This window comes from Streptomyces sp. AgN23 (assembly GCF_001598115.1).
GTDB classification, from domain to species: domain Bacteria; phylum Actinomycetota; class Actinomycetes; order Streptomycetales; family Streptomycetaceae; genus Streptomyces; species Streptomyces antimycoticus.
The window spans coordinates 6,732,132-6,754,334 of record NZ_CP007153.1; the positions used below are offsets into that span (position 1 = coordinate 6,732,132).

Below are 22,203 nucleotides of genomic sequence, written 5' to 3' on the forward strand. Positions count from 1 at the left end.
GATGAACCGCCTGCTGGAGGTCCGGGACCTCCGCGTCGAATTCCGCACCCGGGACGGGGTCGCCGAGGCCGTCGGCGGGGTGAGCTACGGCCTGGACGCGGGCCGCACCCTCGCCGTGCTGGGCGAGTCGGGGTCCGGCAAGTCCGTGACCGCCCAGGCCGTCATGGGCATCCTCGACTCCCCGCCCGGTCGGGTCACCGGTGGCCAAGTGCTCTTCCGGGGACGGGATCTGCTGACGATGGGCGCGCGGGAGCGCCGCCGGATCCGGGGCGCCGCGATGGCGATGATCTTCCAGGACGCGCTCTCCGCCCTCAACCCGGTGCTCCCCGTGGGCGCCCAGCTCGCCGAGATGTACGAGGTGCACCGGGGGATGTCCCGCAAGGACGCCCGGCGGCGGGCGGTCGAGCTGATGGACCGGGTCCGCATCCCGGCGGCGGGGCAGCGGGCAGGGGACTATCCGCATCAGTTCTCCGGGGGGATGCGCCAGCGCATCATGATCGCCATGGCGATGGCGCTGGAGCCGGAACTGATCATCGCCGACGAGCCGACCACCGCCCTGGACGTCACCGTCCAGGCCCAGGTGATGGACCTGCTCGCGGAGTTGCGCCGGGAGTACGCCATGGGGCTCGTCCTCATCACCCATGACCTGGGCGTGGTCGCGGACGTGGCCGACACCATCGCGGTGATGTACGCGGGCCGGATCGTGGAGACCGCGCCGGTGCGCGACCTCTACCGCCGCCCCGCCCATCCGTACACCCGCGGACTGCTGGACTCCGTGCCGCGCGTGGACCACCGGGGCGAGCGGCTCTACGCCATCAAGGGCGCGCCGCCCAGCCCCCTCGCCATGCCCTCCGGCTGCCCGTTCCATCCCCGCTGCCCGCGCGCCCAGGACGTCTGCCGCGCCGAACGGCCGCCGCTGTACGTGGTGGCGGCGGACGCCGGGGCGGGCAGCCGGACCAGCGCCTGCCACTTCTGGAAGGAGGAGCTGCATGGCTGAGCCCGATGGGCCGGTCCTGGAGGTCCGCGACCTGGCCAAGCTCTATCCCCTGACCCAGGGTGTGGTGGTCAAGCGGCGGGTCGGTGCCGTCCGGGCGGTCGACACGGTCTCCTTCGCCCTGCGGCGCGGCAAGACGCTCGGCATCGTCGGCGAGTCCGGCTGCGGCAAGTCCACCGTGGCCAAGCTGCTGGTCAGCCTGGAGCGGCCGACCGCCGGGACGATCCACTACCGGGGCGAGGACATCACCAGGCTGTCGGGCCGTGCGCTGCGGGCGGTCCGCCGCAACATCCAGATGGTGTTCCAGGACCCGTACACCTCGCTCAACCCGCGGATGACGGTGGGCGACATCATCGGGGAGCCCTTCGAGATCCACCCCGAGGCGGCCCCCAAGGGCGACCGGCGACGGGCGGTCCAGGAGCTGCTGGAGGTGGTGGGGCTCAGCCCGGAACACCTCAACCGCTACCCCCACCAGTTCTCCGGCGGCCAGCGCCAGCGCATCGGCATCGCCCGGGGCCTGGCGCTACGGCCGGAGGTCATCGTCGCGGACGAGCCGGTCTCGGCGCTGGACGTATCGGTGCAGGCGCAGGTGGTCAATCTGATGGAGCGGCTGCAGGACGAGTTCGGCCTGGCGTACGTCTTCATCGCCCACGATCTGTCGGTGGTCCGGCACATCGCCGACCGGGTCGCCGTGATGTACCTGGGCCGCTTCGCCGAAATGGGCACCGGCCCCGAGATCTACGACCACCCCACCCACCCGTACACCCAGGCCCTGCTCTCCGCCGTCCCGGTGCCCGACCCCGTGGCCCGCACCCGCCGGACCCGCATCCTGCTCCCCGGCGACGTCCCCTCCCCGGCGAACCCGCCCTCCGGCTGCCGCTTCCGCACCCGCTGCTGGAAGGCGCGGGACCGCTGCGCGACGGAGACGCCGGTGCTGGCGGTGCCGAGTGGACTCGCGGGCCCCGCCGCCCACGCCTCGGCCTGCCACTTCGCGGAGGAGCGCACGGAGGTCAGGGCATGATGTCGAAGATGCTCCCGCCGGACCCGTACCCCGGCCCGCCGGCGTACCCCGGCCCGTCGCCCTGCCCCGGGCGCAGCCGGCGCACCGGGTGGACACGCAACTGAACGTGCGGGGCGAACGCCCGCACCGCGGCGGCGAGCCGGGTGGGGTCCACCTTCCAGAAGGCGATGACGCGGTTGTTCCTGACGACCGGGTACTCGATATGCGGCGCCGCACGCGCGGCGAGCTGCGGGCTGATCTTCACGTCGGGGCCGGGAACATCCGGCACACCCGGCCGCAACTTCAGACCTATCCGCCGTATCGGCCGCTCCATTTGCTTTTTCGTGGCCCACACGACGACGGCTTCGATGTCCCGCCACGGCACGACGGCCAGGAACCGGTGGTATCGCGTCACGGGGCCGCCGAGGGTGACGCCCGACTCGTCGGCCCGGAAGGCCACCAGCCGCTTCCATCCGACGCCGGAGAAGAGCTGAAAGGGTGTGCGGGTGTAGTACTCCTGATAGACCGGAGGATGAGGAACAGCCATGCCAGGACCCTATGATGCGCGGCGCGTCCAGGACTTCCGGATCTCCTTCGCCCGTCGTCAGGCCGGTGAGGTGCGGGAGGTGCCGGGGGGATTCCTGGTGCTGCATGCGGGTTACGCACGCTCCCATGAGCACAATCAGCTGCATATCGTCGGGCCCGCCGACCCCGAGGGGCTGCCCGCCCTCGCCGACGAGGTCATGGCCTTCCTTCCGCACCGCCGGATCACGGTCCATGACGAGGCGCTGGGACTTCTCTGTGTGCCCGCGCTCGAACGGGCCGGGTACAGCCATATGACCGAGGTGCTGATGGTCCACACCGGGCCGGTGCCGGAGGCCACGGCGGCCGATGTGGTGGAGCGGGAGCTGGGGCCGGATCCGCACGGGCCGCTGCGGCGGGCGGTGACGGCGCAGCAGCGGCGGTGGATGCCGGACGCGGACGAGCGGACCGTGCACGACCTCGTGGAGCGGCGTACCGCCCGGCGGGCCGGGGCCGAGGAGGTGCTCTTCCTCGCCGCCCACGACGACAGCGGCGAGGTCGCCTCCTGGGCCGATCTGTACCTGGAGCCCGCCGCCGGGATCGCCCAGATCGAGGAGGTGGTGACCGCCGAGCCGTATCTGCGCCGCGGCCACGCCGACGCCGTTCTGACCGCGGCGCTGCGCCGCGCGGCCGCCGCGGGGTGCGGGCTGCGGTTCCTCGTCGCCGACCAGGACGACTGGCCGCTGCACTGGTACGGCCGCCGCGGGTTCACCGCGATTGGCCGTACGCATGCCTTCTCGCGCTTCTGAGATCCCTGAGAGCGCAGGGGGGCCCGGGCTGCTGCGCTTCTGGGCTTCTGGGCTGCTGAACCCGGGCGGCCCGTCCCTTACGGCTCCTTGCGCGGCGGCGCTCCCGCCCCCGACTCCGCCGCGATCAGCGCCGGGTCCAGGACGACGTCCTCCTCGCGGGCCTCGAGGGTCGGGTCCTCGGGGAAGTGACAGGCGGACAGATGGCCCTCGCGGTTGCCGTCCAGGCGCCGGAGCGGTGGCTCTTCCCGCGCGCACTTGTCCTGGGCCTTCCAGCAGCGGGTGCGGAAGCGGCAGCCGGAGGGCGGGTTGATGGGGGAGGGGACGTCCCCGGCGAGCCGGATGCGTGTCCGGCGGGCGGTCCCTTCGGCATCCGAGGTGTCCGCCGTGCCCTTGACGTTCTCGGCCATCACCGCCGCCGCGTCCGGCACCGCGGACAGCAGGGCGTGGGTGTACGGGTGGCGGGGGCGGCGGTAGATCGAGTCGCGGTCGCCCACCTCGACCACCTTGCCCAGGTACATCACGGCGACGCGCTGCGAGAAGTGGCGTACGACGGCGAGGTCATGGGCGATGAACAGGAAGGCGATGCCCAGTTCCCGCTGGAGCTTCTGGAGCAGATTGACGACCTGCGCCTGGATGGAGACGTCCAGCGCGGAGACCGGCTCGTCGGCGACGATCAGCTTGGGTTCCAGGGCGAGCGCGCGGGCCACGCCGATGCGCTGGCGCTGGCCGCCGGAGAACTCGTGCGGGAAGCGGTTGTAGTGCTCGGGGTTGAGGCCCACGATCTCCAGCAGTTCGCGCACCCGGGTCTCGCGGCCGCCCGGCGGATTGATGCCGTTGATCTCCATGGGGCCGGAGATGATGGTGCCGACGGTCTGCCGGGGGTTCAGCGAGGAGTACGGATCCTGGAAGATCATCTGGATCTCGGAGCGGATCGGGGCCAGCTCCTTGCGGCCCGCGTGGGTGATGTCCTGACCCCGGTAGGTGATCTTCCCGGCGGTGGGCTCCAGCAGCCGGGTCAGCAGCCGGCCCGTGGTGGACTTGCCGCAGCCGGACTCGCCGACCAGCCCGAAGCTCTCCCCGGCGTGCACGGTCAGATCGATCCCGTCCACCGCCTGCACGGCCCCGACCTTCCGCCGATACGGAAAGCCGCCCATGATCGGGAAGTGTTTGGTCAGCTTCTCGGTGACCAGGAGGGGTTCGGGTATGCCCGACTCGATGCTCATGCGTCAGCGCTCCTAGGCCCTAGCCCAGCCGGGGCTTGATCTGCTCGGTGAAGAGGGTCTGTTTCCGCTCGGCGCTCAGGTGGCAGGCGGCGCCGCGGCCGTCCGGCAGCACGGGCCGCTCGGTGGCGCAGCGGTCGCCCTCCACCCGGTCGGTGTAGTGGCACCGCGGATGGAAGGGACAGCCCGGCGGGGGGCTGAGCAGGCTCGGCGGGGAGCCGGGGATGGGGTTCAGCGGCTCGTCCACGGCGGAGGACAGCCGCGGCATGGAGCCCAGCAGCCCCCAGGTGTACGGGTGTTGGGGTGCGCGCAGCACCTCGCGGACCGTACCGCGCTCCACGGCCCGGCCCGCGTACATCACCAGCAGATCGTCGGCGGTGTTGGCGACCACGCCCAGGTCGTGGGTGATGAGGATGATCGCGGAGCCGAACTCCTGCTGGAGGTCCTTCAGCAGATCCAGGATCTGGGCCTGGACGGTGACGTCGAGCGCGGTGGTCGGCTCGTCGGCGATCAGCAGATCGGGGTCGCAGACCAGCGACATCGCGATCATCGCGCGCTGCCGCATCCCGCCGGAGAACTGGTGCGGATAGTCGTCCACCCGCAGCCGGGGGTTGGGGATGCCGACCTTCTCCAGCATCTCGATCGCCCGGGAGCGGGCCTCGCTCTTGGAGGCGCCGGTGTGCTTGCGGTACGGCTCGGCTATCTGGCGGCCCACCGTGTAGTACGGCGACAGGGCGGTCAGCGGATCCTGGAAGATCATCGCCATGGTGTTGCCGCGCAGCCGCTCCAGGGTGCGCTCGGGCGCCCCGGTCAGCTCCTGCCCGTTGAGCAGGATCTCGCCGCTGACGGCGGTGGTGCGCGGGTCGTGCAGGCCCAGCACGGTGAGGTTGGTGACGGACTTGCCGGAGCCGGACTCGCCGACGATGCCGAGCGTCCGGCCGCGTTCGAGGTCGAAGGAGAGGCCGTCGACGGCCTTGACGACGCCGTCCTCGGTCGAGAAGCGGACGTACAGATCGCGTACCGACAGGAAGGCGCCGTCGCCGGGGCCGGCCGGCGGGGGCGTCGCGCCGTCGTCGGGCTTGGTGAGTGTGGTCATCTCGGCAGCTCCGGGTCTGTCAGGCGAGGCGCACGCGCGGGTCGATGAAGGCGTAGGCGGCGTCGACCAGGATGTTGAACACCACGATGGCCGCGGAGCTGACCAGCATCACCCCCATCAGCATGGGCAGATCGGTGAGCTGGACGGATTCCACCGCCAGCCGCCCGATGCCGTGCAGGGTGAAGGTGTACTCGGTGACCATGGCCCCGCCGAAGAGCGATCCGAGGTCGATGCCGAAGATGGTGACGATGGGGGCGATGGCGCCGCGCCAGGCGTAGCGGAAGAAGACCGTACGGCTGGAGAGCCCCTTGGCTCTCGCCGTGCGGACATGGTCCTCCTGCAGCTGCTCGACCATCTGGGAGCGGGTCATCCGGCTGTAGTTGGCCAGGAAGATCAGTGAGAGCACCACCCAGGGCAGCAGCATCCCGCTGAACCACTTCGCCGGATTGTCGGTGAAGGGGTAGTAGGCCGGCTGATCCATGATCCCCAGACCGCTGACGAACCAGGCCAGGGCGAGCACCCCGACGAAGTAGATCTGCATCGAGGCGCCGAGCAGCGACAGCGAGCTGAAGAACTTGTCGATCCAGGTGCCGCGCCGCCAGGCCGCGATCATGCCGATGCCGATCCCGCAGACCAGGAACACGGCGGCGCCGCCGAGGGCGAGCGAGAGGGTGGTGGGGAAGCGGTCGGCGATGGTGCCCCAGACGGGCTCCTGGCTGACGAAGGAGTAGCCGAAGCAGGGGGCGCTGCAGTGCCCCACGGCGAAGTCCCGCCCGGCGACGATCCCCACCATGAACTTCGCGTACTGGATCGGCACCGGCTGGTCCAGGCCCAGGTTCTTGTTGATCATGGCGAGCGAGACGGGGTCGCAGTTCTTGCCGCAGGCGAGCCGGGCCGGTTCGGCGGGCAGGGCGAAGAAGAGGAAGAACGTGATCGCGCTGATCAGGATCAGGATCACGATCGCGCCGAGGGACCGGCGGGCGAGGAATCTCAACATGACGTCGGTGATCTTCCGATAGGGGGTGTCTCGTGGATCAGGCCGGATCAGGGAGCGGTGTCTGGTGCGTGCAGCCGCAAGGCGGAGGAGGAGAGCGCAGCGGCGCTGCGTGCGACGACGACAACGCGGCGGATGTGCGTGCCAGACGCCGCGAGCCCGGCATGATCCACGAGACACCTCCTATGGGCGGGTCCCGGCCGCACCCGCCGATACGGGTGCGGCCGGGGTCTGCGCTGCCTGGGTACGGCCGCGGCTACTTGATGAAGATGGCCGTCGGGTCCACGGCCCCGTAGACCGAGTTGAACTTCACTCCGCCGATGCCCGAGCCCCAGAGGGTGAACAGCCGGTTGTAGAAGGTCGGGACCGCGGGGACCTCATCGGTGAGGATCTTCTCGCTGAGCTTGATCCACTCCGAGGTGGCCCGGTCGAGGTCGCTGACCTTGGCGACCTTGCCGATCTCGTCGTTGACCGCCGGGACGTTGAGGTGCGAGTAGTTCGAGGAGTCGTCGTAGACGTTCTCGCCGCCGTACACCGGCGGGACCACGGTCGAGGCGGACGGCCAGTCGGCACCCCACGAGGACCGGTACAGGTCGAACTTGTTCTTGACCTTTCCGATCTGCGTGTAATAGGTCGACTGGTCGATCTCCTTCTTCTGCACCTTGAACCCGGCCCGCTCCAGGGCCTGCTGGACGACCACTGAGGCGTCCTGGTGGGTGTCGCCGTTGCCGTAGGCGTAGACGAGCTCGTAGTTCTCCTTGCCCGCCTCCTTCAGCAGCTCCCTGGCCTTCTTGGCGTTGCCGCCGGGGTACTTCTTCTTCTGGAACGGGTCGAAGGAGGGGTCGTAGCCCTTGAGCGTGGGGCCGACCAGCCCGCCGCCGACCTCACCGCCCTTGGGGCCGCCGAACTGCTGGAGGTACTGCCCGCTGGGGAAGGCCCAGGCGATAGCCTCGCGCACCTTCTTGTCCTTGACCCGATCGGTGTTGATCGAGACGACGTCCACATAGGGCTGCGTCTCGGTCAGCGACCGGGCCATGGCCTCCTTGTCCTTGAGGACCGTGGAGATCTGCGAGGGGTCGACCGCGTTGGTGAGCGTCATCCCGTTCCGGTCGGCGCCCTTGCTGGCCTGGAGCCGGCGGGTGGAGTCCACCCACTGGTGGCCGAAGGAGACGTCGAACCCGTCGACGTACTGATGGCGTATCGAGTCGGTCTTGGGGTCCCACTGGTCGTTCTTGACGAACTCGACGCCCTTGCCCGACTTGAAGTTCCGGACCTTGTACGGGCCCGAGGCCAGCGGGGCCTTGTCGTACTTCTCCTTGGTGTCCTTGCCCGGCGGCACCGCGGTGATGTTGGGCATGGCGACCGCGAACGGCACCTCGGCACGGGGCTGGTCGAAGTGGAAGACGATGGTCTTGTCGTCCGGGGTGTCCAGCACCGACGAGGGCAGATGCTTGCCCTTGTAGGGGCCGTCCGGAAGCGCCTTGCGGTACTTCTGGCCCTCACCGGAGAGCCACTGCTGCAGATAGGTCGGCCCGTTCGTCTGATACGGCGCGTAGAGCCGCTCGACGGCCTGCCGGACGTCCTTGGAGGTGATGGGCGAGCCGTCCTCGTACTTCAGCCCGTCCTTGAGGGTGTACGTCCAGGTACGGCCGCCGTCGGAGGACTTGCCGGTGTCGGTGGCGAGGTCGCCGACCAGCTTGGCCTTGCCCGTCTTGTCGTCGAACTGGTAGTTCGTCAGCGTCCGGTTGTAGAGGGTCTGCGCGATCAGCTCATCGCTGACGTAGATCTGCCCCGGGTCCAGATGCTCGAAGGCGTCCCGCTGCAGCACCGTGACGGTGCCGCCCTTCTTGGCGCCCGGCAGATCCTTGGCCGGTCCGGTGGAGTCGGCGGCGGTGCCGAGGGTGACGTCCTGGGACTCCATCTTGGGCTCGTTCGACCCCTTGGGGTCCGAGTCGCCGCCTCCGCTGCTGCACCCCGCGAGTGCCAGGGCGCCCGCGGTCAGGGCGACGGCGTAGGTACGGGCTCTGCGACTGCTCTTCTTCGGCGTCATCGTGGTCACTGCACCTGCCTCATCGGACGGAAGACTTGCCGTTCTCTGCCTTGGGCCCTCCGGCCCCCCGGTCACCGCGTGGTCTTCGGGTCCATCGCGTCCCGGACCGAGTCCCCGAGCAGGTTGAAGGCGACCACGAAGACCACCATGGCGATGCCGGGGAAGAACATGTAGGTGATGTCGCCCTCGTAGAAGTTCGCGCCCTTGGCGAACATCCGGCCCCAGTCGGGGGTCGGCTCCACCACGCCGACGCCGAGGAAGGACAGTGCCGCTTCCGTCGTCACGAAGTTCGGCAGCATCAGCGTGGACTGCACCAGGATGGGCGTGACGAGGTTGGGCAGCAGCTCCTTGCGGACGATCCGCCATGGCGAGGCGCCGGTCACCCGGGCCGCCTCGACGAACTCCCGCTCCCTCAGGGACAGCACCTGGCCGCGCAGCAGCCGGGCCAGCTGCATCCAGCCCAGCAGCCACAACACCATCACCAGGGCCGTCACCCGGAAATAGGTGGGCGTCTCCTTCTGCGGGCTGACGAACAGCGCGGTGACCACCGGCATGAAGGCGACGAAGAAGAGCTGCTGCGGAAAGGACAGCAGCAGATCGATGAGCCGGCCGAGGAAGTAGTCGGTGCGGCCGCCCAGATAGCCCGCCACCACGCCGATCACGATGCCGGTGACCGTGGACAGCACGGTCGCGGCCAGCCCGATCAGCAGCGAGGTGCGGATGCCGTAGACGAGCTGGGTCAGCACATCGCGGCCCAGCTTGGGCTCGATGCCGAACCAGAACTCCCCGTCGATGCCCCCGTTGGGCTTCATCGGATAGCTGGTGAGGGGGTCCAGCAGCTCGGGCCGGTCCAGGCCGTAGGTGGTGTACGGATCCTTGCCGTACAGCCAGGAGATCACCGGAGCCAGCACGGCGACGGCGAAGAAGAAGATCACCACACACGCGGAGATGACGCCCGTGCGGTCGCGTTTGAACCGCCGCCACATGAGCTGGCGGGGCGCCAGACCGGCCGGCGCCTCGCCCTCCGCCCCCGGTGCGGCCTTCTCGACCACGCCGGACTGGGATGGACTCGTCATCGCGTAGCGTCCCCCCGCACTGGTGTCACACCGTCAACTCGCGTTATCTATGCGCGTCATGTCGCCGCCCGCTCGCCAGGGTGGGGCGTGCGTACCGGGTTGAGCGGACTTTCGCAATCGGGGAACGGCTCAGTCAAGGGGCCGGGGAGGGTGGATGTGCTGCCCATTCGAGTCTTGAGCGAAGATTTGGCAGATCGAGGTCCGGGCGTGCTTGACAGGGATCCGCCATGAGGGACAAAGCATGTTCTATGGGCAGGAGTTGCGTTAACACACCGGCAACTCATCCGTCGCAACACCGATATACGGACGCGTCAGGCTGAACTGCGTACGGCCGTGCGGGTCCGTCGGACCGGCCGGGGCGCGCCATGTGGCCCCGGCCGGTCGCACCCCCGGCGGCCGCCGGACGGTCACGATCCGTATTTTTCTTCGCCCCGCGACGGTTGCCCGGGGTACGAGGCGGGGGAAACCTACGGCTATGGGGCAGGGACGGATACTCAACAGCGGAGGGCGCCTTTTCGGGGCGCTCGTCTGCGCGGTCCTCGGGCTGATCTCGCTGGCGTGGATCATCCACGACCTGGACAAGGCCGACGAGGCGAACCATCTGTGGTGGACGTGGGCGGGGCTGCCGTTCCGGGCCACCGGGGGGATCTTCGGTTCCTCCCTGCTCGACCTCGTGCTGCTGCTGGTCTACGCGGTCGTCGGGATCACCGCCCTGCGCTCACCGGCCGCCGCGGGCGCGCTCGGCACGGTCGCGGTGGTGACCGTCGTGGTGCGTCTGCCCAGCCTGTGGAACCTGAACTCCGACTGGCTGCAGGGCATCCCCGGCGATCTGAAGACGCGGGGGAACCTCAGCGCCTGGGCGCAGGTGGTGCTCGGGGGGCTGCTGCTGGCCGTGGTGGCCGCCGCCCGCCACCCCGCCGGCCTCGCCCCGCCCGGACACCTGGCCTCGCCCGCCGATCGGCCGCCGGGCCGCCCCTCGCCCGGGGCGGCGGTCACCGGCGCGCTGTTCCTGGGCGCCGTCGGGGTCGTCATCGCCGCCTGGCAGATCTACTGGGCCCAGGAGCGGGGCTGGGAGATCTACAAGTACCTGCTCACCGGCAAGCACTCGCTGCCCACCCTGCTCTCGCCGCCCGGTGCCTGGACGGCGTGGGCGGCGGTCGCGCTGTGCCTGGCCGCAGCGGCGGCCGCGCTCGCGCGTGCCCCGCTGGCGCGCCCGCTGGGGACGACGGCGGCGGCGCTGGTCGTGGCGACGGGGATCAGCGAGGCATCGCTCTACATCAAGCTGGACTATGTGGACCACCTCGGCGATCTGCCGACGGTGGGCGTGCTGAGCGTGTTCACCGGCTTCTTCGAGGCGGTCGCGGGGCTGATCGCGCTTCTGGCGCTGGCTCGGCGGGGCCTTGAGGAGGGCGCCGGGTTCACCGGGGAGCCGGGGCCGGGCGCCCCGGCGTACGGCGGCCATGACGGCTATGGGTCCGGTGGTTATGACGACGGCTCCGGGCCCGGGGGCTACGGCGGCGGATACGGGAGCGGTGGCTACGGGAGTGGTGGACCCGGGAGTGGTGGTTACGGCGGGGGCGGTTACGGCGGCGGGGGATATGGCCCGCCGCCGCCCAGCACCCCGCCGCTGGTGCCCCCTCCGCCCGGGGCCCCACCCGCGGCGCCCCCGCCGCCGTCCGCACCGCCCGCGCCCCCAGCCCCGCCGCCGGGCTGGTGACGGCGAGCTGGTGACGCCGGGCTGGTGACCGCGGATCAGCGCGGCCATGGGGCCTGGCGAGGACCTGGCCGGTGGATCTTCGCGGGCCCCGCGGCGGCAGCCGCTGATGTCGCGGGCGCGAAGATCCACCGGCCGGATGACGTCCGGTGCGGTTCGGACGCGCCCCGAAGGAGCGCGGGGCTGTGCCGATGTGCGGCTCCGCCGCGTGGGCGTGACCAGCCACGACGCAGCCGCAGACAAAGGACGGCAGCCGACGGCGCTTCCCGCGGAGCGCTACCGCATCCCGAGGGACCGCTTGAGGAAGTCCACCTGCAGCAGGAGCAGATTCTCCGCGACCTGCTCCTGCGGGGTCATATGGGTCACCCCGGACAGCGGCAGCACCTCGTGCGGACGGCCCTCGGCCAGCAGCGCCGAGGAGAGCCGCAGGGTGTGCGCGGCCACCACATTGTCGTCCGCCAGACCGTGGATGATCATCATCGGCCGGACGGTCTCCGCCGCGCCGGACAGCCCCTCGTCGGTCACCAGCGAGTTGGCCGCGTAGACCTCGGGCTGTTCGTCGGGCAGGCCCAGATACCGTTCGGTGTAGTGGGTGTCGTACAGCCGCAGGTCCGTCACCGGCGCGCCCACCACGCCCGCGTGGAAGACATCCGGGCGGCGCAGCACCGCCAGCGCGGCCAGGTAGCCGCCGTAGGACCAGCCGCGGATGGCGACCCGGCCGAGGTCCAGTGGATAGCGCTCGGCGAGCGCCGTCACCGCCTCGACCTGGTCCTCCAGGGTGACCGAGGCCAACTCGTCGCGCACCGCCTTCTCCCAGGCGGGGGAGCGGCCGGGGGTGCCGCGGCCGTCGGCGACGATCACCGCGAAGCCCTGGTCGGCGAACCACTGCGAGGTGAGGTGGGCGTTGTGCGAGGCGACCACTCGCTGGCCGTGCGGCCCGCCGTAAGGATCCATCAGGACCGGCAGCGGTCCGTCGCCCTCCCGGTGGCCGCTGGGCAGCAGCACGGCACAGGGGATGTCCCGCTTGCCCGCGAAGAGGAGCTCGGGGCGGGCGGTGATGACGGGCCGCTCGGCGTACGAGGCGATCTCGGCGATGCGCTCGGCCGCCCCGTGGTCGGCGGGCCGGAGGATCTCCACGCTCACCCCGGGCCGCTCCAGCCCGGTATACGCCAGTGCGAGCACCTCACCGCCGCGCACCGCGGAGTGGACCGCCGGGAAGGGCCGCTTGCCGACCGGCTCCCAGCCGCCCTGGTCGCCGCTGCCCCGGAACCAGGCGCGATAGACGTCGATCTCGCCCGGCTGCTCGGGCAGCGGGGCACCGGCCCCGGGAGAGGCGGAGAACAGCACGTCGTCCGTGCCGATGTCGAGGACCGCGCGCACCTGGAGGGCGCCGGACGTCAACTTGCGGTCGCCGACCATCAGCACCCGGGCGCCGCCCTCGTCCGCGATGCGGACCAGTCGTCCGTCCTCCGTCCAGGCCGGCACCCCGGGGAAAAGATCCAGCCAAACCGCGTCCTCGTCCACATGGACCGTGCTGGTCCGTCCGGTGTCGGTGTCCACGGCCAGATAGAGCTGGCTGCGCTGGTCCCTGGCCTGGACCAGAAGCAGGGGCGGGCCGTAGGCCGACCAGTGCACCCGCGCGAGGTACGGATAGCGCTCCCGGTCCCACTCGATCTCCGTACGGGAGCCGTCCAGACCGAGCAGAACCAGCCGCACCTCGGCGTTGGCGGTGCCCGCGGCGGGATAGGCGGCCTCCGCGGGCTTCCGGCCAGGGTGGGCCGGGTCGGCGGTCCACCAGCGCTGTACGGGGGCGTCGTCGGCCCGGGCGGCCAGCAGGGCGTCGCTCCGCGGCGACCACCAGAAGCCGCGTGAGCGGTCCATCTCCTCGGCCGCGATGAACTCCGCGAGGCCGTAGGTGACGGTGTCCTCCTCCGGCTCCGCGAGCGCCCGGTCGTCCTCGCCGTCCGTGCCCGTGACCCGCAGCGCCCCGCCCGCCGCATAGGCGATGTGGCGGCCGTCGGGCGAGGGGCGCGGGTCCACGACCGGACCGGGGACGCGCAGCTCACGGGTGGTGCCCGCGGGCAGATCGGTGGTGAAGAGCCGTCCGGAGAGGGCGAACGCGGCCCGTTCGACGGCGGCGTCCACCGCATAGCCGACCACTCCGGCCGACCCCTCGCGGCTGCGCTCGCGCCGTGCCCGCTCCTCGGGGGACAGCTCCTCGCCGGCGCCGCCGAGCAGCTCGGCCGGGTCGGCGGCGGGGTACTCGCGCTGCCCGGCGAGGTCGTGCACCCACAGGAGGCCGGTCCGGTCGGTGCCCGAGCGGGAGCGCAGGAAGACGACGCGTGAATCGTCGGGGGCCACGGTCAGGGCCCGCGGTGCCCCGAGGGTGAAGCGTTGGGTCCGCGCGTGCTGCCGTGGGAACGAGAGCTGTCCGGTCATAGGGCGAGCGTACGGCTCAGGATCATCGCGAGGGAGAGTACGGATCGGTAGGCCGGGGCGGCATTGCCCCTGGCACGGTCCGGCCGGAACGGCGCGGGGGCCAACCGGCCCCGCCCGATGGCGAGATGGCGCATAACCACCGAGAAACCGCCCCGGGGGCAAGGAAGTTCGTGCGATCAGGCATGCGCCCCTGTCATGCTCCCGTGCACCGAGTCATGTGTACACCGCCATAGTTATGATCGATTGCGCATAGTGGGTAGCCCCTCTGTGGCATCAATATGTTGTCCGTCCGAGTGCGTGTATCTGGAGGTGAGCCGCTGTGGCGCTCTCGATCTCGGTGTCAGTGCTATTGCTGATCATCGTCTTCATGCTCGTAAACAAGGCAGGGCTGAAGGCGGTTCATGCGGTCGTCTGTGTCCTCCTTGGCTTCTACCTGGCGAGTTCTTCGGTAGCCCCGACGATCGATGACCTCACCACCAACGTGGCGGACATGATCGGCGGCGTGAAGATCTGACCCCGAGCGGGGCCGGGACGTGCGACCCGTGGGCACTGGTGTGCGAATCGTAGGCTGTGCCCATGACCGCTCTTCCCGCCCGTCGTCTGCTGCTGGTGCACGCACATCCGGACGACGAGTCGATCAATAACGGCGCGACCATGGCGAAGTATGCCGCCGAGGGCGCACACGTCACCCTGGTGACCTGCACCCTCGGTGAGGAAGGCGAGGTCATCCCGCCTGCCCTCGCGCATCTCGCCGCCGACCGCGACGACGCGCTCGGTCCGCACCGGATCGGTGAACTCGCCGCGGCCATGGACGCCTTGGGGGTCGAGGACCACCGCTTCCTGGGTGGTCCGGGCCGCTATCGCGACTCCGGGATGATGGGCGCCCCGCAGAACGACCGGCCGGACTGCTTCTGGCGGGCCGACCTGGACGAGGCCGCGGGGCACCTGGTGGCCGTGGTCCGCGAGATCCGGCCACAGGTTCTCGTGGCGTACGACACCCGTGGGGGGTACGGCCACCCCGATCACATCCAGGCGCACCGCGTGGCGATGCGCGCCGTGGGACTCGCCGCCGACGCGGACTTCCGCCCCGAGCTCGGCGAGCCGCACGACATCGCGAAGGTCTACTGGAACTGCGTGCCGCGCTCGGCCGTCGAGGAGGGCTTCGCCCGGCTGCGGGCCGCGGGCCGCGACTCCCTCTTCCCCGGCGTCGCCACGGTCGACGACATCCCCGGAGTGGTGCCGGACTCGGACGTCACCGCGTTCATCGACGGCACCGCTTACGCCGGGGCGAAGGCGGCGGCGATGCGCGCCCACGCCACCCAGATCGCGGTGGACGGCCCCTTCTTCGCGCTCTCCAACGACCTGGGCCAGCCCATGTTCGTCCACGAGCACTACCGGCTCGCCAAGGGCGAGGCCGGGGCGGACCGCGAGGACGACCTGTTCGCGGGGGTGGCGGCATGACGGCCCTCCGTCTGGGCGGATACGCCCTGCTCGCCGTGGCCGGGGTGCTGGTGGGCGCCGCGGGCGCGCTGGTCCAAGCGGCATGGTTCCCCGGCGGGTTGCTGCTGGCGCTGCTCGCGATTGCGGGCCTGTGCTATGGCGGGGTCAAGGCCGCGGGTGCCCGGATGGGCGGCGGAGTGCCCGCGGGGGCCTGGACGGTGGCCGTGTTGCTGCTCACTTCCTCCCGCTCCGAAGGGGATTTCCTTTTCGGTGCCGGGCTGGGGTCGTACGCTTTCCTCCTCGGCGGAATGTTCATCGGTGTGATGTGCGCCACGTTGCCTTTGGTGCCGCAACCTCCTGGCCCGCCGGTCCGACTTGGTAAGTGACGTGACGTTTTCGGCACGACGTCCCCGGCACTTGGTGGCCCTTCGGGCATGCGGCGAAGGGTGCGCCTCGGGCGTACCGGATGTGGTGATCCGGCGGCCGTCAAGTGCGCGTCCGCACCGCCCAGTATGGTGGTGCCGCCGCCGAGCCGCCCGCGCGAGGTCTGACGGGCGGCGGAGCTAACTGGGAGAACCTGCTTTGAGCCGTGAATCTGACAGTTCGTCCTCCGGGCCCCGGGAGGGAAGCGGCGGTGCCGCCTACCCGTCGGGTACCCCGCCGTACGGATCCCGCCAGTACCCCTCGCCGAACCCCACGCAGGAGGCTCCGCAGGAGTTCGCCGACGACGGGCAGGCGCGGGCCGCGGCCAAGCCGGAGGAGCCGAAGACCGAAACCACGCTGACGACCCGGATCAAGATCAACATTCCGGGGTCGCGGCCCATCCCGCCGGTGGTCATGCGCACGCCCGTCGCCGAGGACGGAGTACCCGCGCAGCGCTCCGGCGGGGACGACGACGCCCCCGAGCCCACCGGCGCACTCCCCCGGGTCGACTACACGCCGACGCCGGAGCGCGGTGTGCCGGCCGAGCCCGGCGGGTCCAACGAGCCTTCCGAGAGCCGCGAGAAGAAGGGTGAGGGCGAGCAGCGGACCAGCGACTGGTTCTCGCCCCGTAAGCCCAGGGGCGGTTCGTCGGCCACCGGCAGTACGCCGACGCCGCCGATGCCCCCGGCCCCGGACACCACCCAGGGGTTCCCCGCTCCGGACATCACGCAGGGATTCCCCTCCCCGGAGACGACTCAGGGGTTCCCGGCGCCGGACACCACCCAGGGATTCCCGGCCCCGCAGCAGGGCGGCGGCCCCGTCGCCGACCTGCCGTACTTCACCGACGCCCAGGCCCCGTCCGGGCACCCCGAGCCGACCGGGCCCACCACCGGCCCGATGACCGGCGACATGTTCATGCCGCCGTCCGGCCCCGGTGCGGGCCCGCACGACAGCGAGTTGCTGGCCCCGCCCGGACCGGGCCCCGCCGGCGGCCCGTACGGCGGTGACCCGCAGACGCCTCCGGGCGGTGTGGGGCCGCTGGCCGGCGGCCCCGCCGCCCAGCCGCCGACCCCGCCGGGCGGCTCGCCGATGTCCGGCAGCCTCGGTGCCACCACCGGCGCGGGCCCGCTGACCGGCCCCGGGGAGGGGTTCCGGGGCGACCTCGGGAGCGATCCGTCCCCCTCGCTGTTCCGCGATCCCGACCCCACGCCGGGCGGCGGGGTGCCGTCGGACCAGATCTCCAGCGACACGCTGGTCAGCGGGGTGCCCGTGGTGCCGTCGGGCGAGGGCCGGTCCAGGCCGCCCGCGCCACCCGCCCCGGGCGGCCTCGGGGCCCCGGCGCGCGGCGGCGACAGCGCCCCGGCGCCGTCCGCCCCGAAGGCCGGCAAGCCCAAGAAGAAGGGCCGTTCCAAGGTCGTCATGGCCGCGGGCCTGCTGTTGGTGATCGCGGGCGGGGCCTACGCCGCCGGTCTGGTCATGAACCACGCCGATGTGCCGAACGGCACCACCGTCCTCGGCGTCGACATCGGCGGCAGCTCCAAGGAGGTCGCCGTCGACAAGCTGGACACCGCGCTGGGCAAGCGCACCACCGCCCCGCTGACGGTGTCCGTCGACGGCCAGCAGAAGGAGATCAAGCCCTCCGTCGCGGGTCTGGCGCTCGACACCGAGGCCACGGTCCGGAACGTCGCGGGCCGGGACTACAACCCGGTCACCGTGATCGGCTCGCTCTTCGGCGGCACCCATGAGGCCGACCCCGCGGTCACGGTCGACGAGGAGAAGCTGCGGGACGCCCTGGAGCGGCTCGCGGGCGACTCCGGCACGGCCCGCGAGGGCGGCATCGACTTCAGCTCCGGCAAGCCCGTCGCGGTGTACGGCAAGGAGGGCAGGGGGCTGGACGTGGACAAGGCGGTCAAGGCCGTCTCGGACGGGTTCCGCCTGCGCGCCGAGACCGGCCAGAACAAGGCCATCACCCTGCCGGTCGCCACGCGCCGCCCCACGGTCAGCGACGCCGAGGTCGACCGGAAGATGAAGAGCTTCGCCAAGCCCGCGATGTCGGGTCTGGTCACGGTGCAGACGGACCCCCAGCACTCGATTCCGTTCGGCCCGGACAAGTCGCTGCCGAAGATCCTTTCCATGAAGGTGGTCGACGGCAAGCTGGTGGAGCACTACGACCTGTCGGTCCTGAAGCAGCTGTACGGCAGCACCTTCGACGGCGTTCTGCTCGAACGGGGCGACGGCAGCAAGAAGCCCGTCACCCCGGAGGACGTGGAGTCCGCGCTGCGGCAGGCGCTGCTCGGCAAGACGCCCAGCGAGCGCATCGGCGTCATCGGCAAGGACAACTGAGCGGGCCCCGCTCGTTCACCACGCGGCCCCCGCCCGGCACCGGGCGGGGGCCGCGTCATGTCCCTGGCCGCCTCGTGTCTCCCGGGTCGCGTCACGTCTCCCTGGCATGTCATGCCCCGACCCATGACATCTGTCATCCCCAGGTCACGACCGCTGACACTGCCGGGCACCGCCCGCCCTCGGCCAGGCTGGTGGCCATGACCGCAACGACCGCTGTTTCCGCCCCCGGCGCCGGGGCCGCCACCACGGGCGCCCCGCCCGTGGTCCGCTTCGAGCAGGTGAACAAGAGCTACGGCAGTGTGCGCGCCGTGGCCGATCTCGATCTCACGCTGTACCCGGGGGAGACCGTCGCCCTGCTGGGCCCCAACGGCGCGGGCAAGTCCTCCAGCCTCGATCTGCTGCTCGGCCTGCGCCACCCCGACTCCGGGCGGGTGGAGGTCTTCGGCACCACCCCGCGCCAGGCCATCGTCCGCGGCCGGGTCGGCGCGATGCTGCAGAGTGGCGCTCTGATGGAGGACGTGACGGTCCGCGAACTGGTGGGGCTGGCCTGCGATCTGCACCCCAAGGGCCATCCGGTGGACGAGGTGCTGGAGCGGGCGGGGATCGCCGAGATCGCCTCCCGCAAGGTGAACAAGCTCTCCGGCGGTCAGGAGCAGCGGGTGCGCTTCGCGTTCGCCACCGCCGGCGCCTCGGATCTGATCGTGCTGGACGAGCCCACGACCGGTATGGACGTGGCGTCCCGGCAGACCTTCTGGGGCGCGATGCGGGAGCAGACGAAGCAGGGCCGCACCATCCTGTTCGCCACCCACTACCTGGAAGAGGCAGACGCCATCGCCGACCGGGTGATCGTGCTGCACGGTGGCCGGGTGCTGGCCGACGGCTCGTCCGCCGAGATCAAGGCGATGGCCGGAGCCCGGCGGATCTCCTTCGAGCTGGACGGGCCGATCGACGAGACGGCGCTGCGCGCTCTGCCCGCGCTGACCGGGATCGACATCTCCGGGCGTACCGTACGGATCCGGTCCACCGACGCGGACGCGACCGTGCACGCGGTCTACGGGCTCGGGTTGTATCCGCGCGGGCTGGAGGTCACCGGCCTCGGCCTGGAACAGGCGTTCCTCGCCATCACCGATGCCGCCACCGACACGGCCACCGACGCCGTGCCGACAGTTGAGGAGTCCGCCCGATGAAGGCGCTGGTCAAGCTGGAGATCGCGCGGACCCTGCGCAATCGCAAGTTCATGTTCTTCACGATCATCTATCCGTCGGTGCTCTTCCTGCTGATCGCGGGCAGCACCGACGCCGACGACCGGGTGCCCGGCACCCGGCTGTCGATGCCGCTCTACTACATGGTCGCGATGGCCTCCTTCGGGGCGCTCACCGCCGGGCTGATGGGCAACGGCGAGCGGATCGCCAAGGAGCGCGAGGGCGGCTGGACCCGGCAACTGCGGCTCACCCGGCTGCCCGGCCGCGGCTATGTGGCGGCCAAGATCGCCGTGGGTGCGGTGGCCACCCTGCCGTCGATCGTGATCGTCTTCGTGGTGGCCGCCGCACTCAAGGGCGTGCGGCTGGACGCCGCCTGGGAGTGGGCGGCGCTGACCGGCGCCATCTGGGCCGGCTCCCTGGTCTTCGCCGCGCTGGGGGTGGCCATCGGCTATCTGGCGACCGGGGACGCGGTCCGCCCGCTGACCATGATCATCTACTTCGGTCTGTCGATTCTCGGCGGGCTGTGGATGCCGACCACGTCGTATCCGCAGTGGCTGCGGAACATCGGCGACTATCTGCCCACCCACGCCTACACCGCCCTCGGCCAGGCGATCGAGCTGGGCGGCGCCCCGCACGTCAAGGACGTCGCGTTGCTCATCGGCTATCTCGCGCTCTTCGCGGGCGGCGCGGCGTGGCTGTACCGCAAGGACACCCGGAAGGCGTGAGGGACAGCCGTAAGGAGTGAAGGACAGCCGTAAGGCGTGAGAGGCATCCGTAAGGCATGAGCGACACCCGTAAGGCGTGAGGGACAGCCGTAAGGCATGACCGGGGGCGTGCCCCGAGGCGTGATCCGAGGCGTGATCCGAGGAGAGAAGAACCATGGCTGACCGGGCCGAGTGGACCGACGGCGATCCGGAGCGCCGCCCCGGCGTGCTCCGCCGGCTGACCTGGTGGGCCGACGCGATGGCGTACGACGACGAGAACGACCGGTCGGCCGCCATCGGCCAGAGCCCCGAGAACCTCCGGCAGGCCCTGATCAAGCTGATGTGGATCGGGATCTGGATGGCCTATATGGGCGCGCCGGTGAGCGATCTCGTCGACGGGCACCACACCGTCCCCGCCACGGTGTGCGGCGCGCTCGGTCTGCTGGCCTTCGTCGCCATCTATCTGGTGCTGGTCTTCCGGCACACCGGGCGGGCGCTGAGCCGGGCCGCGGTCTTCGGGGCGCTGGGTACGTGCTGCGTGCTCGCCGCCGTGCTCACCCTCACCATGGGCGACGCCTGGCTGGTGCTGTGCGTCTATGTGTCCGTCGCCTACGGGGCGGTGCTGCCGCTGCGGCTCGCGCGGTGGGCGATTCCGCTGAACACCGCGTTCATGGTGGCCGTCGGGGTGCTGGTGCGCGGTTCGCACGGGCTGGTGTCCGCCCTGGTCATCCCGTCGCTGCTCGGCGGGTTCGCGATGAGCGGGGTGCGGCAGATGGTCCGTACCACCCGGGCGCTGCGCGCCGCCCGCGCCACCGTGGCCCAGCTCGCCGCCAACGAGGAGCGGCTGCGGCTCGCCCGCGATCTGCACGATCTGCTGGGCCACTCGCTCTCCCTGATCACGCTCAAGAGCGAGTTGGCGGGCCGAATGCTGCCCGACAAGCCCGAGCAGGCGGCGCGGCAGGTCGCCGATATCGAACGGGTCAGCAGGCAGGCGCTGGTGGACGTCCGGGAGGCGGTCAGCGGCTTCCGCCGCCCCACCCTGGAGGCCGAGGTCGCCGGGGCCCGTACCACCCTCGCCGCCGCGGGCGTCGCCGCCGACCTGAGCCGGGCCGCCGCCCACCACCCCGACCTTCCGCCCGACCAGGAGGGGGCGCTGGCCTGGGCGCTGCGCGAGGCGGTCACCAATGTGGTGCGGCACAGCGGAGCGCGCCGCTGCGCGGTCACGCTCGACGAGATGGACGACGAGCTGTGCCTGACCGTCACCGACGACGGCCGCGGCGCGACCGGCCCGCACGGCAACGGACTCACCGGGCTGGCCGAGCGGCTCCAGCTGGCCGACGGCCGCCTGGAGACCGGCCCCGGGGAGCGCGGCGGGTTCGTCCTCCGCGCCCTGGTCCCGCTCTCCCGCGGCGTCCGCGTCGAAGCGCCCTCACCGGCCGCCCCATAGCGCGGGCAGCGCCGTAAGGAGCGCACGGAGGGAGCGCGTGGAAGACGGAGCGCGGGGAAGAGCGGCCTACGAAGAGCGGATACGCTGCGGGGCGTGATCCGGGTACTGCTGGCCGAGGACCAGTCCATGGTGCGGGAGGCGCTGGCCGCGCTCCTCGGGCTCGAGGACGAGATCGAGGTCATCGCGCAGGTGGCCCGCGGCGACGAGGTCGTGGACGCCGCCCGGACCCATCGCCCCGATGTGGCGCTGCTGGACATCGAGATGCCCGGCCTGAGCGGGATCGAGGCCGCCGCCGCGCTGCACCGGGCCGCGCCCGGGATCCGGATCGTGATCCTGACCACCTTCGGCCGCCCCGGCTATCTGCGCCGCGCCATGGAGTCCGGCGCCGACGCCTTCCTGGTCAAGGACGCCCCGGCGGCCCAGCTCGCCGACGCCATACGGCGGGTGCTGCGCGGGGAGCGGGTGATCGACCCCACGTTGGCAGCCGCCGCGCTCGTGGACGGGGCCAGCCCGCTGACCGCGCGGGAGCGCGAGGTGCTGCACGCCTCGGCGGACGGCTCGACCAACGCCGAGCTGGCCCGCGCCCTGCACTTGTCGCCGGGCACGGTCCGCAACTACCTCTCCACGGCCATCCAGAAGACCGCCGCCCGCAACCGGGCCGAGGCCGTCCGCATCGCCCGCGAAAAGGGCTGGCTGTAGCGGTCCGGGCTTTCCCCTCCCCGCCCCTTCC

The 22,203-nt window shown here is 71.4% G+C and carries 19 protein-coding genes; 12 read left to right on the top strand and 7 right to left on the bottom strand.

Annotation, left to right across the window (positions count from 1 at the left end; all coding sequences use genetic code 11):
* Position 1 precedes the first annotated feature (1 nt).
* Positions 2-997 carry an ABC transporter ATP-binding protein gene (locus AS97_RS29295; RefSeq protein WP_210565942.1) on the top strand — a complete coding sequence of 332 codons (996 nt, stop codon included), beginning with the start codon at positions 2-4 and terminating at the stop codon, positions 995-997.
* Positions 990-2,015, top strand: a complete 1,026-nt coding sequence (locus AS97_RS29300; protein ID WP_210565943.1) for a dipeptide ABC transporter ATP-binding protein — start codon at positions 990-992, stop codon at positions 2,013-2,015. Before AS97_RS29295 ends, AS97_RS29300 begins: the two co-directional genes overlap by 8 nt.
* Here the strand turns inward: AS97_RS29300 and AS97_RS29305 are convergent.
* Positions 2,005-2,541 (bottom strand): hypothetical protein, encoded by a 537-nt coding sequence (locus AS97_RS29305; RefSeq protein ID WP_185930254.1) that lies wholly within the window; start codon positions 2,539-2,541, stop codon positions 2,005-2,007. The genes AS97_RS29300 and AS97_RS29305 overlap by 11 nt on opposite strands.
* On the opposite strand from AS97_RS29305, the gene AS97_RS29310 reads away from it, so the two are divergent.
* Positions 2,540-3,325, top strand: a complete 786-nt coding sequence (locus AS97_RS29310) for a GNAT family N-acetyltransferase (RefSeq protein ID WP_210565944.1) — start codon at positions 2,540-2,542, stop codon at positions 3,323-3,325. The genes AS97_RS29305 and AS97_RS29310 overlap by 2 nt on opposite strands.
* A gap of 77 nt (positions 3,326-3,402) precedes the next feature.
* Here AS97_RS29310 and AS97_RS29315 read toward each other — a convergent pair whose 3' ends face one another.
* From AS97_RS29315 to AS97_RS29335, 5 genes are all read right to left on the bottom strand, one after another.
* The gene (locus AS97_RS29315; RefSeq protein ID WP_210565945.1) at positions 3,403-4,548 is read right to left on the bottom strand and encodes an oligopeptide/dipeptide ABC transporter ATP-binding protein; all 1,146 of its coding nucleotides are present in this window, start codon (positions 4,546-4,548) and stop codon (positions 3,403-3,405) included.
* A 19-nt stretch (positions 4,549-4,567) separates the two neighbouring features.
* Positions 4,568-5,641 carry an ABC transporter ATP-binding protein gene (locus tag AS97_RS29320; protein ID WP_125761154.1) on the bottom strand — a complete coding sequence of 358 codons (1,074 nt, stop codon included), beginning with the start codon at positions 5,639-5,641 and terminating at the stop codon, positions 4,568-4,570.
* Between the two features lie 19 nt (positions 5,642-5,660).
* Positions 5,661-6,638, bottom strand: a complete 978-nt coding sequence (locus AS97_RS29325) for an ABC transporter permease (protein ID WP_059145267.1) — start codon at positions 6,636-6,638, stop codon at positions 5,661-5,663.
* Positions 6,639-6,891: 253 nt separating this feature from the next.
* Positions 6,892-8,685 carry an ABC transporter substrate-binding protein gene (locus tag AS97_RS29330; RefSeq protein ID WP_185930256.1) on the bottom strand — a complete coding sequence of 598 codons (1,794 nt, stop codon included), beginning with the start codon at positions 8,683-8,685 and terminating at the stop codon, positions 6,892-6,894.
* Positions 8,686-8,756: 71 nt separating this feature from the next.
* Positions 8,757-9,761 (bottom strand): ABC transporter permease, encoded by a 1,005-nt coding sequence (locus AS97_RS29335; RefSeq protein ID WP_059145266.1) that lies wholly within the window; start codon positions 9,759-9,761, stop codon positions 8,757-8,759.
* A gap of 475 nt (positions 9,762-10,236) precedes the next feature.
* Between AS97_RS29335 and AS97_RS29340 the strand changes: the two genes are divergently transcribed.
* Positions 10,237-11,478 carry a hypothetical protein gene (locus AS97_RS29340; protein ID WP_210565946.1) on the top strand — a complete coding sequence of 414 codons (1,242 nt, stop codon included), beginning with the start codon at positions 10,237-10,239 and terminating at the stop codon, positions 11,476-11,478.
* 273 nt (positions 11,479-11,751) lie between these two features.
* Here AS97_RS29340 and AS97_RS29345 read toward each other — a convergent pair whose 3' ends face one another.
* Positions 11,752-13,914 (bottom strand): alpha/beta fold hydrolase, encoded by a 2,163-nt coding sequence (locus tag AS97_RS29345; RefSeq protein WP_125760748.1) that lies wholly within the window; start codon positions 13,912-13,914, stop codon positions 11,752-11,754.
* Between the two features lie 319 nt (positions 13,915-14,233).
* On the opposite strand from AS97_RS29345, the gene AS97_RS29350 reads away from it, so the two are divergent.
* The 8 genes from AS97_RS29350 to AS97_RS29385 all read left to right on the top strand — a co-directional run bounded on the left by AS97_RS29350 (position 14,234) and on the right by AS97_RS29385 (position 22,172).
* Positions 14,234-14,428, top strand: a complete 195-nt coding sequence (locus AS97_RS29350) for a hypothetical protein (RefSeq protein WP_014054695.1) — start codon at positions 14,234-14,236, stop codon at positions 14,426-14,428.
* A 62-nt stretch (positions 14,429-14,490) separates the two neighbouring features.
* Positions 14,491-15,375, top strand: a complete 885-nt coding sequence (mshB, locus tag AS97_RS29355) for an N-acetyl-1-D-myo-inositol-2-amino-2-deoxy-alpha-D-glucopyranoside deacetylase (protein ID WP_210565947.1) — start codon at positions 14,491-14,493, stop codon at positions 15,373-15,375.
* Complete coding sequence (locus AS97_RS29360) at positions 15,372-15,740, top strand: DUF6113 family protein (RefSeq protein ID WP_059145262.1); 369 nt, start codon at positions 15,372-15,374, stop codon at positions 15,738-15,740. The genes mshB and AS97_RS29360 overlap by 4 nt, the downstream gene beginning before the upstream one ends.
* 196 nt (positions 15,741-15,936) lie before the next feature.
* Positions 15,937-18,120 (top strand): hypothetical protein, encoded by a 2,184-nt coding sequence (locus tag AS97_RS29365; protein WP_210565948.1) that lies wholly within the window; start codon positions 15,937-15,939, stop codon positions 18,118-18,120.
* A 197-nt stretch (positions 18,121-18,317) separates the two neighbouring features.
* Positions 18,318-19,307, top strand: a complete 990-nt coding sequence (locus AS97_RS29370; RefSeq protein WP_125760744.1) for an ABC transporter ATP-binding protein — start codon at positions 18,318-18,320, stop codon at positions 19,305-19,307.
* Positions 19,304-20,047: an ABC transporter permease gene (locus AS97_RS29375; protein ID WP_210565949.1), complete on the top strand. Its 744-nt coding sequence runs from the start codon at positions 19,304-19,306 to the stop codon at positions 20,045-20,047. The genes AS97_RS29370 and AS97_RS29375 overlap by 4 nt, the downstream gene beginning before the upstream one ends.
* Positions 20,048-20,201: 154 nt before the next feature.
* Positions 20,202-21,473, top strand: coding sequence for a sensor histidine kinase (locus AS97_RS29380; RefSeq protein ID WP_079059471.1), 1,272 nt, complete (start codon positions 20,202-20,204; stop codon positions 21,471-21,473).
* 84 nt (positions 21,474-21,557) lie between these two features.
* Entirely contained in the window at positions 21,558-22,172 is a 615-nt protein-coding gene (locus tag AS97_RS29385) for a response regulator transcription factor (protein ID WP_093464452.1), read from the top strand.
* Positions 22,173-22,203: the final 31 nt, after the last annotated feature.